The 16,697-nt window shown below is 46.6% G+C and carries 14 protein-coding genes; all 14 read left to right on the forward strand.

Translation table 11 applies throughout. The features are described from left to right. Positions 1–79: 79 nt before the first annotated feature. Entirely contained in the window at positions 80–3,604 is a 3,525-nt protein-coding gene (gene mfd / locus NST34_RS00260; protein WP_042123128.1) for a transcription-repair coupling factor, read from the forward strand. Further along, positions 3,591–4,634, forward strand: a complete 1,044-nt coding sequence (locus NST34_RS00265; protein ID WP_341126927.1) for a peptidylprolyl isomerase — start codon at positions 3,591–3,593, stop codon at positions 4,632–4,634. Before mfd ends, NST34_RS00265 begins: the two co-directional genes overlap by 14 nt. Before the next feature lie 255 nt (positions 4,635–4,889). Next, on the forward strand, positions 4,890–5,432 hold the full coding sequence (gene spoVT, locus NST34_RS00270; protein ID WP_076286877.1) for a stage V sporulation protein T: 543 nt from the start codon (positions 4,890–4,892) through the stop codon (positions 5,430–5,432). A 148-nt stretch (positions 5,433–5,580) separates the two neighbouring features. Next, positions 5,581–7,263 carry a putative polysaccharide biosynthesis protein gene (locus NST34_RS00275; protein WP_341126928.1) on the forward strand — a complete coding sequence of 561 codons (1,683 nt, stop codon included), beginning with the start codon at positions 5,581–5,583 and terminating at the stop codon, positions 7,261–7,263. Between the two features lie 66 nt (positions 7,264–7,329). Next, the gene (gene mazG, locus NST34_RS00280) at positions 7,330–8,829 is read left to right on the forward strand and encodes a nucleoside triphosphate pyrophosphohydrolase (protein ID WP_341126929.1); all 1,500 of its coding nucleotides are present in this window, start codon (positions 7,330–7,332) and stop codon (positions 8,827–8,829) included. Positions 8,830–9,116: 287 nt separating this feature from the next. Beyond that, positions 9,117–9,389: an HU family DNA-binding protein gene (locus NST34_RS00285; RefSeq protein ID WP_036678778.1), complete on the forward strand. Its 273-nt coding sequence runs from the start codon at positions 9,117–9,119 to the stop codon at positions 9,387–9,389. Further along, positions 9,389–9,667, forward strand: a complete 279-nt coding sequence (locus tag NST34_RS00290) for an RNA-binding S4 domain-containing protein (protein WP_042183857.1) — start codon at positions 9,389–9,391, stop codon at positions 9,665–9,667. Before NST34_RS00285 ends, NST34_RS00290 begins: the two co-directional genes overlap by 1 nt. 137 nt (positions 9,668–9,804) lie before the next feature. Beyond that, positions 9,805–10,089 carry a sporulation protein YabP gene (gene yabP, locus NST34_RS00295; protein WP_042123140.1) on the forward strand — a complete coding sequence of 95 codons (285 nt, stop codon included), beginning with the start codon at positions 9,805–9,807 and terminating at the stop codon, positions 10,087–10,089. Continuing rightward, on the forward strand, positions 10,086–10,649 hold the full coding sequence (gene yabQ / locus NST34_RS00300; RefSeq protein ID WP_076286874.1) for a spore cortex biosynthesis protein YabQ: 564 nt from the start codon (positions 10,086–10,088) through the stop codon (positions 10,647–10,649). Before yabP ends, yabQ begins: the two co-directional genes overlap by 4 nt. A gap of 23 nt (positions 10,650–10,672) precedes the next feature. Next, positions 10,673–11,008, forward strand: coding sequence for an FtsB family cell division protein (locus NST34_RS00305; RefSeq protein WP_042183861.1), 336 nt, complete (start codon positions 10,673–10,675; stop codon positions 11,006–11,008). Positions 11,009–11,132: 124 nt separating this feature from the next. Beyond that, positions 11,133–11,633: a S1 domain-containing RNA-binding protein gene (locus NST34_RS00310; protein ID WP_036678766.1), complete on the forward strand. Its 501-nt coding sequence runs from the start codon at positions 11,133–11,135 to the stop codon at positions 11,631–11,633. A gap of 343 nt (positions 11,634–11,976) precedes the next feature. Beyond that, positions 11,977–14,484: a stage II sporulation protein E gene (gene spoIIE / locus NST34_RS00315; protein WP_076300975.1), complete on the forward strand. Its 2,508-nt coding sequence runs from the start codon at positions 11,977–11,979 to the stop codon at positions 14,482–14,484. A gap of 514 nt (positions 14,485–14,998) precedes the next feature. After that, positions 14,999–15,745 carry a VWA domain-containing protein gene (locus NST34_RS00320; protein WP_042183866.1) on the forward strand — a complete coding sequence of 249 codons (747 nt, stop codon included), beginning with the start codon at positions 14,999–15,001 and terminating at the stop codon, positions 15,743–15,745. Continuing rightward, on the forward strand, positions 15,735–16,673 hold the full coding sequence (locus tag NST34_RS00325) for a serine/threonine protein kinase (protein WP_076286884.1): 939 nt from the start codon (positions 15,735–15,737) through the stop codon (positions 16,671–16,673). Before NST34_RS00320 ends, NST34_RS00325 begins: the two co-directional genes overlap by 11 nt. The last annotated feature ends 24 nt before the right edge of the window (positions 16,674–16,697 follow it).

Raw genomic sequence — 16,697 nt, forward strand, 5'->3', positions numbered from 1 at the left:
GCTTCTTTTCGATTCCAATCATAATAGGTGACGGTGGCTTTGACTTCCGTTAGCCTGTTTAGTAAGAGAGGTGCGCCTGTTGTTACAAGGTATTATAGAAGCTTTTTCCAAGGATCCCGATTTCCAGTCTATCACCCAGGGTGTAGCTGCAGGTATGAAAGAGCAGCTAATATCGGGGCTTACAGGTTCAGCTAGACAGATCATGCTTGCAGCACTGCATGAAGAGACAGCTCGTCCCTTGCTTGTGGTGACTCATAATATGTTTTCGGCTCAGAAAATGGCCGATGATTTACAGGAAGCGCTTTCCCCGGAACGAGTTCTGCTCTATCCTGCTAATGAACTTGTGGCTGCGGAAGCGGCTGTCTCAAGTCCAGAGACATTAGCCCAGCGTATTGATGTACTGACCAAATGTGCTCAGGGCTTCCGTGGTATTGTTGTAGTTCCCTACTCGGGAGTGCGCAGACTGCTCCCTGCACCAGAGGTTATGGCAGAGGCACAGGTTACGGTTTCTCAGGATGGAACGCTTGCTCTGGATGAATTCTTGATGTCCATGATCGAAATGGGTTATGAAAGAGTAGAGCGGGTTGAGAATCGCGGTGAACTGAGTGTAAGAGGTGGAATTATTGATTTTTATCCAATGACTTCTCCTTTGGCATATCGTGTTGAGTTATTTGATGATGAGGTTGATTCGATCAGAACTTTTGATCCAGTCGATCAGCGTTCTATTGATAAAGTACGAAGTGTGAAGATTACACCTGCTAAAGAGATTATAGCGAGCAGGTTTCGCCAGGAATCTGCTTCTGCTGAAGCATCTGTTATGCTGGAACGACAGCTTGAGAAAATGGCGGATCGGCAGGCTAAGTTGCGTCTAAAAGAAGAAATTGGACGCGAGCTAGAAATGCTGCGCGAAGGAACCTATTTTCCTGAAATCTATAAATATATCAGTCTTTTATACCCTGAACGCTCTCATTTATTTGATTACATGGCCCAGGATACGATTCTTATTCTCGATGAGCCGACAAGACTGCTTGAAACGGCGAAACAGCTCGAAAGAGATGAATCGGAATGGAACCTCCATCTGATGCAAAACGGCAAAACATTGCCGGATCTGGATCTCTCTGTCGAGACAGATGTTGTGATGTACAAACGTCCGTTCCAAAGCCTGTTTATGTCGATCTTTTTGCGCCAGGTCCCACACATTCAACCACAGAACATTCTTGGGTTTATTAGTCGTGGGATGCAGGATTTCCATGGTCAGATGAATGTGCTTAAATCGGAAATGGAGCGTTGGCAGAAGTCTGGTGTAAAGGTAATGATGCTTGCGAGCAGTGAAGAACGGATTGAACGTGTGCGCAGAGTCCTTTATGACTACGGCATTGATGAGCCAACGATCGTACAAGGAAACCTGGGTTCAGGCTTTGAGCTGCCTTCTATTCATTTAGCCGTTATCACTGAAGGAGAGATGTTCTCTCAGAAGCAGCGGAAGGCACGGAAGATCTCCAAAGGGATAGATAATGCTGAACGGATCAAGAGTTATACTGAGCTGAAAATTGGTGATTATGTCGTTCACCAGAACCATGGTATCGGTAAGTATATGGGGATCGGCACGCTGGAGGTCAGCGGTATTCATCGCGACTATATGCATATTTTATATGCGGGTGGCGATAAGCTCTCGGTTCCGATTGAGCAAATTGACTTGATTCAGAAATATGTCGGTTCAGAAGATAAAGAGCCGAAAGTATATAAATTAGGCGGTAATGAATGGACGCGGGTGACCAATAAGGTCCGTTCTTCCGTTCAGGATATTGCTGATGATCTAATCAAACTGTACGCTGAACGCCAAAGTGCAGCAGGGTATGGTTTTGAGAAGGACACACAGGAACAGCGTGAATTTGAAGAAATGTTCCCTTACGAGGAGACTCGGGATCAGCTTCGAGCGATTGAAGAGATTAAGAAGGATATGGAACAGAATCGTCCAATGGATCGGCTTCTTTGTGGAGACGTTGGATATGGTAAGACGGAGGTAGCTATACGAGCAGCCTTTAAATCAGCGATTGAAGGTAAACAGGTGGCTGTACTGGTACCGACAACGATTCTAGCTCAGCAGCATTATGAGACCTTCCGGGAACGCTTCGCAAATTATCCGCTAAATATTCAAGTCCTAAGTCGTTTCCGCAGCCGTAAGGAGCAGAATGAGACGATAAAAGGCGTTCGGGCAGGAACGGTTGACGTGGTTATTGGTACCCACCGTTTATTGTCTCAGGACCTTGTATTTAAGGACTTAGGTTTATTGATCGTGGATGAGGAACAGCGATTTGGCGTGACTCATAAAGAGAAGCTGAAGAAGTTAAAAACGAATGTAGATGTTCTTACCCTGACAGCAACTCCAATTCCTCGTACATTGCATATGTCGATGCTGGGAGTGCGTGATTTGTCTGTTATTGAGACGCCGCCTGAGAACCGTTTCCCCGTGCAGACTTATGTTGTTGAGCATAGTCAGACGCTTACGAGGGAAGCTGTAGAGCGTGAATTGGCTCGTGGCGGTCAAGTCTACTATCTCTATAATCGTGTGCAGGGCATTCAAGAAATGGCCGCTCAAATTTCTATGCTTGTTCCTGAGGCTAGGGTAGGCATCGGACATGGCCAAATGTCGGAAGCGGAGCTGGAGAAGACGATCCTTGATTTTCTTGATGGAGAATACGATGTGCTGGTCAGCACAAGTATTATTGAGACGGGTGTAGATATTCCTAACGTAAATACACTTATTGTGCATGATGCCGATAAGATGGGCTTGTCTCAGCTCTATCAATTACGTGGACGTGTAGGCCGGTCCAACCGGATTGCGTACGCCTATTTTACCTACCAGCGGGACAAGGTTCTGACTGAAGTGGCAGAGAAGCGGCTGCAATCTATTAAGGAATTTACGGAACTGGGTTCTGGTTTCAAAATAGCGATGCGGGATTTATCTATTCGTGGTGCCGGTAACTTACTTGGTGCAGAACAGCATGGCTTTATTGCATCCGTGGGATTTGATCTATACTCACAAATGCTGGCGGAGGAGATCCGCAAGCGTAAGGTTACTGTGCTTGGAGAGGAAGACACCTCGCTCAAAGAGGGCAATACCGTCATTGATTTGTCGATTGACGCTTATCTGCCATCCGAGTATATTTACGACAGTATCCAGAAAATTGAAATCTACAAAAAAGTTGCGGCAGTAACATCCTTCGATGATGCTTCTGAGCTTGAGGATGAGCTCTTGGATCGGTTCGGAGAATTGCCTGAAGCAGTTGTTAATCTATTAACTGTAGCTCGTCTAAAAGTGTATGGAAAAATGTATGGCATTGATTCCATGATCAGACGTGGTGATGATGTTACCCTGAATTTCTATGAGGGAAGTCTTGGTGCTCTGGATACGGCGAAACTCGCCAAAGTTGGAAATAGCTTCGAAAGACGTGTACAATTCGATAGAGATGCTAAAGCCAGTATCCGAGTAAAGTCGAAAGACTTAAGTGATAAACAGCTGCTTGACTTGCTTGAACAGTTTCTTAAGGAAGCTAAACAGTCTTTTAAATCGAAGGGAGAACTACACAATGTCGTTAAATAAAAAAAAATCATGGAAAGTACTGCTCGTTTCATTGGTAGCAGCGGTTTCCTTTTCTATGCTAGCAGCATGCGGTAGTAGTGCTGATGATAGCAAGGCAGTTGCGACTTATAAAGGTGGAACAATCACAGAGAAGGAATTTGCTATGGATCAAAAAATCATGAAATTCCTCTCCCCGCAGCAAGCGCAATATTTAGAGATTGAGGCGTTTAAGGAATCTATTTTGAAGCAGGAAGTAGGCTTTGAATATTTGGCTTCCAAAGCAACGGATGAAGCGAAGAAGCAGGCGAAGAAAGAGGCTGATAGCCAAATCGCTGACTTGAAGAAAGCTCTGGGCGACACTTATAAGAAAACACTTAAAGACGCTGACGTTACAGAGGGCGATATCCATAGTTATATGGAGCGTGTGCTGACGGTTTATCAGGATATGCTGCTTAAAGTGACAGACGATCAGGTTGTCAAAGAATTTGAAGCTACAAAAGGTGACTTTACCGTAGCAAATTTGCGTCATGTGTTAATCGGTCTGACCGATGCTAACAACAAAGAGCGCACTAGCGAAGAAGCGCTGAAAATCGCGAAGGAAGTTAAGGCAAAGCTGGACGGCGGAGCTGATTTTGCGGCAATCGCTAAGGAATACACTGACGATACAGCCTCTAAGGAAACAGGCGGAGAATATAAAGATAAAGCTGTGGGAACGTATGTAGATGAGTTTAAGAAGGCTGCTCAAACCTTGCCTTTGAATACCATTAGTGATCCTGTAGAGACTTCTTATGGTTACCACATCATCAAGGTGGAGTCCCGTACCGACAAAACCTTTGATCAGTTAACGGATGAACAAAAAGAAGGCATTAAGAGCTCCATTGTGTCCAAGAACCTAGAAGCGTTCATGGAGAAAGATCTTGAAGGCATTATTGAGAGCATCAATCTGCCGAAGAGCTCTGCTGCCGCAGATGAATCCGGATCAAAAAATAGCGGAACAGAAGCCACTACAGCGCCAAGCGCATCCCCAAGTGCTACAAAAGCTGCTGAATAAACATCGGTAAAAATGGACAAGCTTACCTTAGAAAAGCCATCCTCACTTAATGTGAAGATGGCTTTTTATTTCGAAGAAACATCTTCAGAACGGCCTTTATCTTGATGCAGATATTAATACATGTCAGCTTATGTATAAGGATCTGGGAAGAGATGAATACTATGGTCAGATATTACGATAAATCACTGGGATTATCCTTTCCCATAATGGACAGTAGTAAGACCATACTTCTTAAGAAAGCGGGGCACATGTGAAATGAAAGCTACTGGAATTGTTCGGCGTATTGATGATCTCGGACGAGTGGTTATTCCCAAAGAAATTAGACGTACTCTACGGATTAGAGAAGGCGACCCACTGGAAATTTTCGTCGATCGGGACGGTGAAGTCATACTCAAGAAATATTCCCCGATTGGCGAGCTTGGTGACTTTGCAAAAGAGTACGCGGAGTCATTATTCGAAGGTACTGGGCATATTACGATGATTGCTGATCGTGATACCTTTATTGCACTGGCTGGTGGCTCCAAGAAAGACTATTTGGAAAAACAAGTAGGAATTCTTTTGGAGAAGGTCATGGATAGTCGTAAGACTGTACTGGAAACCAACGAAGGCAGTTATGAAATCGCTAAAGATCATCCGGATTTGGTGTCCTCATATGTAGCCTCACCGATCATTTCCGGTGGAGATCCTATTGGTTGTGTAGTGATGGTAAGTAAGGATGATTCAGTGAAAATGTCGTCAATGGAAGTGAAAATGGCCGAAACCGCCGCCGCATTCCTTGGCAAGCAAATGGAGCAATAACCGTAATGTAGACCCCGCTTTCCTTTTGGTAAGATATACAAAGGGCAAACGGGGTTTTGTCGTTCTTACAAAACCGTTTCTACTTGTGGGTATACATACGTTATAATATAGAAATTCATCCCATTAAAGTTGTAGAAGCAGGTACTTTATGAAATCTAACTCACAAACATCACGATTGCTGCAAGGGGCATTTATTCTAAGTGCTGCAGCGATTATTTCAAAGCTTATAGGTACACTCCAAAAAATCCCGCTGCAAAATCTAGGCGGAGATGCGGTATTTGGTATATACAACACGGTTTATCCTTTGTACACGATGTTGTTGACGGTAGCGATGCTGGGTCTGCCAGCGGCCATATCCAAATTTGTCGCTGAAGCCTCTGCAGGAAGGCGGGATGACGAGGGTCGGCGGATTCTGCGGTTATCTGCGATTATAACAGCCATAAGCGGTTTGGTTATCGGAGCAATCACCTATGCAGGTGCACCGATTATAGCTGGGTGGGTCGGAAACTCGCATGTGATGCCCGCTTTACGGACAAGTGCTTGGGGACTTGCGGTTGTTCCAATCATGTCAGCTCTTCGGGGTTATTTTCAGGGTCTTCATAATATGGTTCCGACGGCTGTGTCACAAATTGTTGAGCAGTCCGTACGTGTTACAGTAATGATTGTACTGCTCTTATACCTGACCTCACTGGGTGCAGGCGCTGAGAGCATTGCTGCTGGCGCATTGCTCGGATCAGCCGGGGGAGGGGCAGCAGGGCTTGTAATTATGCTGCTATTTTTGCGACGTCATCGGCGGGTGTTAAGACAAGGAGCCCCTTTAGATGCTGCTGCTTCTGTCGAAAGTCAGGGTTTAAAGCTGCCCAATGCAGATAATGAGGGGCGTTCGAATCAACGGATTATGGGCGTTAAAGCAGGGGCCTTGCTGGCTTATGGAATTCCCGTGATGCTTGGCGCGCTGGCAATGCCTCTTATCGGTCTTGTAGATGTATTCACTGTACCTCGCTTGCTATCCTCTCTAGGAAGCGAAGTGGAGGCAATGACACAGTTTGGTGTATACAATCGTGGTTTGCCACTAGTGCAGATTGTAACGATGATTGCCACTTCTTTGTCTGTCGTGTTCATACCAGCCTTAGCAGAGGCGAAGTACAAGGGAGATATGAAGCTGATCGAGAACCGTTGCAGCTTGTCGCTGCGTTGGTTCTGGCTGCTAGGGCTGGCAGCGTCAGCGGGCCTTGCAGTGCTTGCTGAGCCGATTAATATGGCTCTTTACGGCGACACCGCCGGTAGCAGCACTATGACTTGGCTGGCCTTAACCGCTGTTGGCGGTACGGTCAGTATCATCTCGGCTGCACTCCTGCAGGGCCTCGGCTACGTTCGCGCCCCGGCCCTGCACCTTTTGGCCGCCGCGCTGCTCAAGGCGGCCCTGAACCTGCTGCTGGTTCCGCAGCAGGGCATTACCGGCGCAGCCATCGCTGGCGTGGCCGCGCATTCGTTCGCAGCAGCGCTCAACGTGCTGCTGCTGTATCGCCAGGGCCATCTGCGGCTTCGCCTCGCAGATGCCCTGGCACGGCCCGCGCTGCTTACAGCGGGCCTGGCTCTTGCCGCCGCAGCCGCCAGCTGGGGCGTGGGCGCTGCGGCTACGGCCGCTGGCATCGGCGGCGGGCGCACTGCCAGCTTGGCGCAGAGCCTGCTCGGGGTGCTCGCAGGCTGCGCTGTCTTTGCCGTAGGGGCTATAGTCCTTCGGCTCCTTAGCGAGAGCGAGCTTCGCCAGCTTCCGGGCTTTGGCCCATCTCTGGCGGACAAGCTGAAGAAGCTGCGCTTATTCCCTTAATCAACGTTTACATCACAATATAAAAATGCGGTCTGCTGAGACAGCCGCTTAAGAGGAGGAACAGACATGAGTGCAACATTAACGGTCGTCGGTCTGGGTTCTGGCAACCCTGATCGATTGACGCTAGGAATTATAAAGAAGCTGAAGGCAGCATCGTTTGTCTATGTCCGCACAAAAGAGCATCCAGTCATGGCTGCCCTCTCCGAGCTTGAAATAACTTCCCAGTCCTTTGATGGATTGTATGAATCTTTATCCTCGTTTCCAGAGGTGTATGCAGCGATTACTTCAAAACTGATTGAAGAGGCTCAAGCAGCAGCAGACGGTACAGATATTGTTTACGCGGTTCCGGGTCATCCTATGGTTGCGGAATCAGCGGTTTCGCAGCTGCGCGAGCGGTGTCCTGAGGAAGGTATTGAACTGCAAATATTGGGTGGGGAGAGCTTTCTCGACGAGGCGTTTGTTCGACTGGGGTTTGACCCCATTGAAGGGTTTCAGTTACTAGATGCTTCAGGCATTCGCAGTGCTCAGCTTCAGCCTGAACTACATACTCTGATTGGTCAGGTATACGATAGCTTTACAGCCTCGGAGACAAAATTATGTTTGATGGAGCTGTATCCGCCTGAATATGAAGTTGTTGTGGGGCATGCACTCGGTGTCGAGAACGAAGAAAGTATTGTAAGAGTCCCACTGTACGAACTGGATCGACTCGACGGTTATGGCAACCTGTCGTTAGTTTATGTACCTGCGAATCGTGACGAGAATCTAAGAAATCGTACCTTTGCCCGTCTGCATGAGATTGTCGATATTCTTCGAAGCCCGGAAGGTTGTCCATGGGATCGGGAGCAGACACATGAATCCCTGCGCAAAAATTTAATCGAAGAAACCTATGAAGTCCTTGAAACGATTGATGAGGATGACCCCGATCATATGAAAGAGGAGCTGGGCGACCTTTTGCTGCAAATTATGCTTCACTCTCAAATGGAGGAGGAGCTTGGCACGTTTAACGTGTATGACGTCATTGAAGGGCTGAATGATAAGCTTATCTTCCGTCACCCTCACGTATTTGGGGATACCAATGCGAATGATGCCGAAGAAGCGCTGAAGAACTGGGAGGGCATGAAGGCAGAAGAGAAGCGGCGTAAAGGTGTGAAGCCAGAGGAATTATCCGTTCTTAGTGGTGTTCCGCGTGACCTGCCTGCTCTTATGAAGGCATACAAGCTTCAGAAAAAAGCATCCAAGGTGGGCTTTGACTGGGACAACGCTACGGATTGCATAGCCAAGATTCGTGAGGAGATTGATGAGCTGCAGGAGGCGATTGACACAGATGCGGCAACAGATGATCAAATTCTGGAACTTGGGGATTTGTTGTTTGCAGTTACGAATGTCGCTCGTTTTATCGGTGCAGATCCCGAAGAGGCATTAACCCGGACTAACCGCAAATTTGTGCGCCGGTTTCAATATATTGAGCAAAGCTTGCAGCGCAAGGGAACGAGCGTAAAGGATAGTAGTTTGGAAGAGATGGAAGAACTATGGCAAGAGGCTAAGGCTGAGGAGCGAAAAGTCTAGTAATTCACAGCCCCTTTACGGTATATGGACTCAAAAATGGGGCAATGCTGTGGATGTAGCTTTTATTTTCTGATTTAGAATGTGGCCAGTAGTTTAATAGTGCTATAGAATAGATTCTGCGACGATTTCTGAGAAATAACTGCTTCTTTTTAAAAAAAACGACGAATCGTGGCAGGATTTTAAGGTGACATCAAGAATAACATAAAGACGAAATGCGATTCGCCCCATATTATGGTGGTGATTCTCGTTTCATTTATTTTTTCGTATCCTAGGAGGAACTTTAAATTATGAACAAGACAGATTTGGTAAACAACATTTCCGAGAAAAACGGATTGGCAAAAAAAGATGTAGAAGCAGTATTGAACGGATTCTTGGGTGAGATTACAGAAGCTTTGGCAAAAGGTGATAAAGTCCAACTGATCGGTTTCGGAACTTTTGAAACTCGCAAACGTGCAGGACGCACTGGTCGCAACCCGCAAACGGGCACAACGATTGAAATTCCAGAATCGACTGTACCGGCTTTCAAAGCTGGTAACAAGCTTAAAGAAGCCGTTAACTAATGCGTCTTGACAAATTCCTGAAAGTGTCCCGTTTAATTAAGCGCCGAACAGTGGCAAAGGATGTGTCCGAACAAGGCCGGGTACTGATTAACGGGCGGGAATCTAAACCTAGTAGTGCAGTTAAGATCGGTGACGAGATTACTGTACAATTTGGACAAAAGCTTGTAACGGTCAAAGTAGAAAAGCTGGTCGAAACGACTCGCAAGGACGAGGCCGCTGGTATGTATACTCTAGTTCGGGAAGAGCCTGTTGCCAAAAGCAGCGGACTGGACTGGTAAGAGTAATAGAAGAAGGCATAACTTTACATTTTGTAGAGTTGTGCCTTCTTTTTGTTTCTATTATTTTTAGTGGGACGGGATGTTCTATAACTTCTGCCTCTGCCATAGATTAGAGGTAAGAAGGAGGGGTACATGCTATGATCGAGCCAGGAAAGGTAAACAAACAGCATGATCTGCACATGCGCAGTCGGAAGCAGCTGGAGTTGACGGGCGTGCAAAATGTGGAGAGCTTCGACAGCGAGGAATTTTTGCTTCGTACAGAACTCGGCCATCTCACCATTCGCGGGAATCATTTACATATCAAAAATTTAAGTCTGGAGAACGGAATGTTGTCCCTAGAGGGCAATGTACATTCCCTGATTTATCTCGATCCCGGATCGCAGGGCAAAAATAAAGGTCTGCTCGGTAAGCTATTTAAATGAATCCTGCAGTCCAGTGGGTGACGCTGTTCTACATGATCATGGCCGGGCTGGCAATGGGACTGGCCTATGACAGCTACCGGGTGCTGTCGCTGAAGTTCAATTTTCCCAAATGGCTGAATGCCATGCTAGATCTACTGTATTGGCTTTGGGCCGCCTTGCTCGTTTTTCGTATGCTGTATGCCGGAAATCAAGGACAATTGCGGTTTTATGTCTTTCTAGGTTTGTTTCTAGGAGTATGGATCTATTTTTTAATCTTCAGTGTTACGGTGCGGCGTTTTGTGTTAAGGTTAATTCAATCGGTTCAGTATATGTGCAGGTTGCTGTGGAGACTTGTGGAGATCCTGATAGGTACACCTCTTCTCTGGCTTTGGCGATTTATTTTAGGGCTGCTAAAGCTACTAGGTCGTATTCTGCGGTTCATCTTTAAGCTTCTGCTGCGTCTGACCAAACCAATTTGGGTATTACCTGTTAGGTGGATCTCTCCACAGTTATCGCGGCTGACACATAGCGCCTGGATTGTGAAGATCACTGAATGGATTACCAAATGGCGGAAACGCTGACCTTGAATTAGGGGGTACGTTGCATGAACAGATTTACTGCGGAAGAGAAAAGTAATCATAGCAAAAATTCGGCCGCAGGCGCGAAGAGAAGAAGATTTATGTGGATTGTCTTTGTGGCAGTATTTTTTGGTTGGGCGGGTTATACTTACTTCGCTCAAAGTGCGGTCATTGCGGACAAGGGTGAGGAACTTGCAAAGAAACAGGAGACTAGTGAGGATGTCATGGCATCTTTAACTCAATTAAAATATGAATTATCCAGACTTAATGATGACGAGTATATTGGCCAATTAGCACGTAAATGGTACAATATCTATCCTCAAGGGGAAACTCCTATTCGAACAGAGCAATCAGAGCAATAATAGCGGCGAAAAGAGGCTTTTACTCTGTTGCCTTGCTTTGCTCTTTACTGTATAATCAAATCACCGCAGACAGGATGACCTTAATATTCGTCTGTATATTTTTAAGGGAGGATCATTTTATTCTATGGCAATTGAAGTGGGCACCAAGTTAGAAGGCAAAGTGACAGGCATCACGCATTTCGGAGCATTTGTGGATCTGTCAGGAGGTGTCACAGGTCTCGTTCACATCTCGGAAATCGCCGATAATTATGTCAAGGATGTTAACGATCATCTGAAGATTAGTGATGTAGTAACAGTCAAGGTGATCAACGTCGATAAGGACGGCAAGATCGGACTTTCCATTAAGCAGGCTGTTGACAAGCCAGCATCGGAAGTACGTCCGCCTAGAGCTCCAAGACCAGAACGTCCTAGCGGCGGAGACCGTTTCGGCGGTGGAGGCGGCAGTGGTGGAGGCGGCGGTGGATTCAATCGTGAACGGGGTGGGCGTCCATTTAAGCCTGCAGCCGGTAAACCTTCATTCGAGGATAAAATGTCGCGATTCCTGAAAGACAGCGAAGAACGGATATCTTCGATTAAGAAGAACACAGAAGGAAAGCGCGGAGGCCGTGGAGCTAAACGCGTGTAATCCAATACCTGTACATCATAAATAACCGCAGGGGCATTTCGCCCTTGCGGTTTTTTTGTCATGTCATATAAAATTGCCGACAGCATCCATGTCATTCTCACATAACTCTAGGGCAATCGCTGACGAATAACCGCCGCGTCAGCGCGTGAAATTACGTTGTAAACAATCTTGAAACCAATCAACCTACCGTCCCGCAAGGGATAGAACCGCTTTTTTACAGATCATGAATGAAGGCTTTTTTGTCGGAAATTTCTTGTGTGTGTCCCTCCATTTCTGACAAACTTTCTCAATTGCCCGGTTATATAATGAGTACCATAAATTCTTAAACGGGTGGTGTAGGGGAATGAGTAAAAGCAACGTGGTAAATTTGCCAGAGTGGACAAGAGTAGGAAGTGAAGATAAGAAGCAGAGACAAGCATTGCGTACGCGTATTACAGCTTGGGGTCAGAAACAACGGTATATTCAGCTAATAGCAGCGAAGAAATGGATGCTATTGCTTAGTTTCATGGGGTTTCTGCTGGGTAGAGCCATGATTCTGGACGAACTATCCCCTTTTGCTGTCGCATACTTTGCCGTCATTGTGTTTATGCGTCGCGACTCTATTCTACCTGTAGCTGCAGCCATTATAGCTGGAAGTCTCTTTACTCCATTCCCTGGAGCTTTGGTTACTACTGCTGAGCTGATTATTTTCTTTTTAGTTTATAAAGGCTTGGAAAGTTATGAACGAATAGATTTATCCTATGCACCACTTATGGTGTTCGTGTCTTCGTTTATGGTTGGCTTGTTCCAGATTGTTATTGGACCTTCTCTTTCTTGGTATCCGCTTATGATGACAACACTAGATGCTTTACTAGGTTTTGTGCTTACACTGGTGTTCATTCAAGCGCTGCCTTTACTAACCTATAAGCAAAAGAGTAGAGCGCTCAGGAACGAGGAGATTCTGTGCCTTATTATCTTACTTGCCTCAGTAATGACGGGCCTTGTGGGCTGGACCCTTAATGGTTTGTCTTTGGAGCATATATTGTCACGATATTTGATTCTACTCTTCGCCATGGCAGGGGGGGCTCCTCTTGGGGCTGCTGTTGGGGTGGTGACCGGATTGATTCTCAGTTTGGCGGATATTAGTGCTATCTATCAGATGAGCCTGCTTGCTTTTTCTGGAATGCTAGCGGGAATGATGCAGGGTGGTCGAAAAGGTGCAGTATCTATCGGGATGTTGCTAGGATCCACGATCCTTTCCGTCTATTTTACGGGTCCGGGTGATATGATGGCCTCAACATGGGAAACCTGCGTAGCGGTAGTGCTATTTCTTATAACGCCTAAGGCGATGATATCTGCCATTGCTAAATATGTTCCTGGCACGTCAGATCATAGCCGATCTCAACACGAATATGCGCGAAGGGTCAGGGATTTAACGGCAGAACGGGTGACGCAATTCTCACAGGTATTCCAGCAGCTGTCGAGCAGCTTTGGGCAGATTCCACGTGCCGGAGAAGTAGGGAAGTCAGACCGTGAGATGGAGGATTTCATGAGTACGGTGACAGAGGGGGCCTGTGCAGGATGCATTCGGCGTTCCCACTGCTGGGATGCAAAATTCTATCAGACGTATAGATATATGACAGATATGATGACTACTGTTGAGGAATGCCCTGATATTACGGCAGCTCAGCTGCCTCCGGAATGGAGCCGGATTTGCGGTAAAACTGGTGAAGTACTTGAAGTCATGAAAGGACAATATGATCTTTACCAACATGATATGCGATGGAAAAGACAAATATACGATAGTCGTCAATTTGTTGCCGAGCAGTTATCGGGCGTGTCACAGGTTATGGAGGACCTGGCGCGTGAAATAAAACGTGAGGGACAGGCTATGTATCGTCAGGAAGCTCAAATCCGTGAGACATTGGAGAAATTAGGGCTGTCTATTCATAGTATCGAAATCCTAAGCTTAGATCCTGGGCGTGTAGAAATAGAGGTGGTGCATGCCTATACTCGTGGTTTTGATGAATGCCGTAAAATGATCGCTCCGCTCCTTTCCGACATACTAGATGAGAATATTGCTGTCATGAGCGAGACGGCAGTCCATCCTCGGGAAGGATTGTCGATGGTTACCTTCGGTTCAGCCAAAGCCTTTGAGATAAACACAGGAGTGGCCGTTGTTTCTAAAGGAGGAGATATGTTATCTGGCGATAGCTTCAGTACCGTAGAGCTTGGAAACGGCACCTTTGCAGTATCCATTAGCGATGGAATGGGAAATGGTGAGCGGGCGAGAATGGAGAGTAGTGCCGCCCTCGGTATGTTAGAAAAGCTACTGCAGTCCGGTATGGATGAGAAGTTGGCTGTAAAGTCGGTAAACTCTATTCTCTTATTACGTTCTCCTGACGAGTTCTATGCTACCGTTGACATGGCTTTGATCGATCAGTATTCCGCGCAGACAACTTTTATGAAGATTGCTTCCGCACCGAGCTTTATCCGGAGGGGTAGTGAGGTCATTCCAATAACCTCTAGCAATCTGCCTATAGGAATCATTAAAGATATCGATGTGGATCTGATTAGCATGCAGCTTCGGGCCGGTGATATTTTGATTATGATGACGGATGGTATTTATGATGCGCCAGGATATGCCGTTAATAAGGAGATATGGATGAAACGGTTGATCCAAGAGCTCGAGGGGGATGATCCTCAAGATTTGGCGGATAGCCTGTTAGATAAGGTAATTCGTTATCAGGGCAATGAGATCCATGATGACATGACAATTGTCGTCAGTCGTGTAGATCATTTCCATCCGGAATGGTCCAGCCTGCATATGCCTGGTGTTGGCCGAATGGAGCGTCCGCGTACGGTGAGTTAGATGGTTGGGCACGCGCGAAGTGTCGTATTGCCTGTATGTTTTAGCACGCGCGAAGCGTCGTGTTGCTTGTATGTTTTAGTACGCGCAAGGCGTCGTGCTGATTGTTAAAGGTTTGAAGCACGGGCATAGTGCCGTGCTTGAATGGTAGTCGAGGCGAGTCTGTGATGTGAAACTCGCCGGCCTCTACTATTTACGTTTCAAAGGTTCGCTGACTTTGGAGCGTAATTTTTTAGATCTAAACTGTTTACTAGTGAAGGTACGGAACGGAGAGAAAGTTTGGAGCTGTAGAAGCGGAGCGTTCGCCTTTATTATTTGATTTCAACCGCAGAAGGCGGTTTTAATAGAGAAATCAAATAATAACAGCGATCGAAAGCCCAAACATTTCTCGCAGTTCCCCTATTCACTATCCCCTTAGTTCAGATCACAAATTTCCCCAACAAAAGCGACCGTTTGAAATCTCTCATTTCTGGATATGCTAGAAACAGAGGTTCAAACAAAGGGGGAGTTGAGGGTTATGAAGCAAATTATGCTCATTACTGACGGTTGTTCGAATGTAGGAGAAAGTCCGGTGTTGGCAGCGGCGCATGCCCTGCAGGAGGGAATCACCGTAAATGTGGTTGGTGTAGTTGATTATGGTACGATCGGCGAGCTCGGAAGCCGGGAGATTGCCGACATTGCCAAGGCCGGGGGAGGCCTTAGCCGAATAGTCGGAACGCCACAACTGGCGCAGACGATTCAGATGATGACACGCAAGACCGTGGTTCAGACGATCCAGCAGGCGGTTAATAAAGAGGTAAAAAAGATACTAGGCGATGGCTCATTGGATCAGTTACCTCCTGTTCAACGTTCACAGGTTGTTACAGTTGTAGATGAACTGACAGAAACAACACCGTTGCGCATTGCACTTCTTATCGATGCCAGTGCTAGTATGAAACCTAAACTGGGTGCTGTGGAAGATGCTATCCGCGATTTGGCGCTCAGTTTGGAAGCACGGGAAGGTAAGAGTGAGATTGCTGTGTTCCATTATCCTGGAAATAACAGCAGCGAAGATGCCAAGCTTGATCTAGATTGGACCCATGACATGTCAGGTATTCGTACGTTATTCTCTAAATTACACATGAGAGGCGCGACACCGACGGGTCCAGCTATTTTCAAGGTGCTTGAACATTATCGTTATGATACACTGGATGAACATCGTGGACGCCGACTAAGTGATGACCACGACGAAAGAGAAGGGATGATTGGTGGGTATGTCGTCTAATCCGTCCTATCCTACTGGTACCTTAATTAACGGCAAATGGCGGGGTAACCGTTATGTCGTTGAGCGGATGCTGGGAAGGGGCGCGAACGGAACCGTATATCTTGTGCAAAGAGAAGGCAGACGGGAAAGGTACGCGCTAAAAATCGGATACGATACACTTGAACTTCAATCGGAGATCAATGTACTAACCTCGCTGCAATCACGGCGAAAGCGGAATGAGCATCGTGCTCGTCGTGAGAATCCATTGTCTTCTTATTTTTTGGAAGCGGATGATTTTGCGAATGGGGATAATGTCCCCTTCTATGTAATGAGGTATGTTGAAGGCAAACCTCTGCATCATTTTTTATCGAAAAACGGTCCCGACTGGTTAGGCCTGGTAGGGCTTGGTCTGCTTGATAAGCTGCGCACACTGCATGAATGCGGTTTTGTGTTCGGGGATTTGAAGCCGGAGAACGTCATGGTATCAAAGTACGGCGAAGTGGAGCTGATCGACTTTGGGGGCACAAGTCCTATTGGTCGCAGTGTGAAGCAGTTTACCGAATGGCATGACCGTGGCTTTTGGAATGCAGGCAGCCGCACGAGTGATGAGGGTTATGATCTATTCGCTTTTGCTGTACTGTGCCTCCGTCTTTTGAATGAAGAGGGGCTCAAGAAAGCTGCGCTACAGCTGCCGCAGACAAGAAGTGTAGATGAGCTGTTTAAGCTGGCTAGAAATCTACCCGACAAGAAACTATCCTCTTGGATTTGTTTGGCGTTAAAAGGAGGTTTCACCGGTTCCGCTGATGCTACAGAGCTCTGGCGAAACCATATTTACAATTCGCGTAGAAAGCGTCCTGATAGTATGGACACACCTCGCTGGCTCAAAAATGCTTTTGGGGTATCCTTGTTTGTGCTTGCCTTTACAATTTATTGGGTATTTCGGTTTTGAACTTATACATATAGTTAGAGAGAA

The sequence above is a fragment of the Paenibacillus sp. FSL H7-0714 genome, assembly GCF_038003765.1.
Taxonomy (GTDB): domain Bacteria; phylum Bacillota; class Bacilli; order Paenibacillales; family Paenibacillaceae; genus Paenibacillus_AQ.

Coding starts and splice junctions, on each gene's coding strand:
- NST34_RS00285 (WP_036678778.1), top strand. CDS start 9,117: ATGAACAAGACAGATTTGGTAAACAACATTTCCGAGAAAAACGGATTG.
- NST34_RS00325 (WP_076286884.1), top strand. CDS start 15,735: ATGTCGTCTAATCCGTCCTATCCTACTGGTACCTTAATTAACGGCAAA.
- yabP (WP_042123140.1), top strand. CDS start 9,805: ATGATCGAGCCAGGAAAGGTAAACAAACAGCATGATCTGCACATGCGC.
- NST34_RS00310 (WP_036678766.1), top strand. CDS start 11,133: ATGGCAATTGAAGTGGGCACCAAGTTAGAAGGCAAAGTGACAGGCATC.
- yabQ (WP_076286874.1), top strand. CDS start 10,086: ATGAATCCTGCAGTCCAGTGGGTGACGCTGTTCTACATGATCATGGCC.
- NST34_RS00320 (WP_042183866.1), top strand. CDS start 14,999: ATGAAGCAAATTATGCTCATTACTGACGGTTGTTCGAATGTAGGAGAA.
- NST34_RS00275 (WP_341126928.1), top strand. CDS start 5,581: ATGAAATCTAACTCACAAACATCACGATTGCTGCAAGGGGCATTTATT.
- NST34_RS00290 (WP_042183857.1), top strand. CDS start 9,389: ATGCGTCTTGACAAATTCCTGAAAGTGTCCCGTTTAATTAAGCGCCGA.
- NST34_RS00305 (WP_042183861.1), top strand. CDS start 10,673: ATGAACAGATTTACTGCGGAAGAGAAAAGTAATCATAGCAAAAATTCG.
- mazG (WP_341126929.1), top strand. CDS start 7,330: ATGAGTGCAACATTAACGGTCGTCGGTCTGGGTTCTGGCAACCCTGAT.
- spoVT (WP_076286877.1), top strand. CDS start 4,890: ATGAAAGCTACTGGAATTGTTCGGCGTATTGATGATCTCGGACGAGTG.
- spoIIE (WP_076300975.1), top strand. CDS start 11,977: ATGAGTAAAAGCAACGTGGTAAATTTGCCAGAGTGGACAAGAGTAGGA.
- NST34_RS00265 (WP_341126927.1), top strand. CDS start 3,591: ATGTCGTTAAATAAAAAAAAATCATGGAAAGTACTGCTCGTTTCATTG.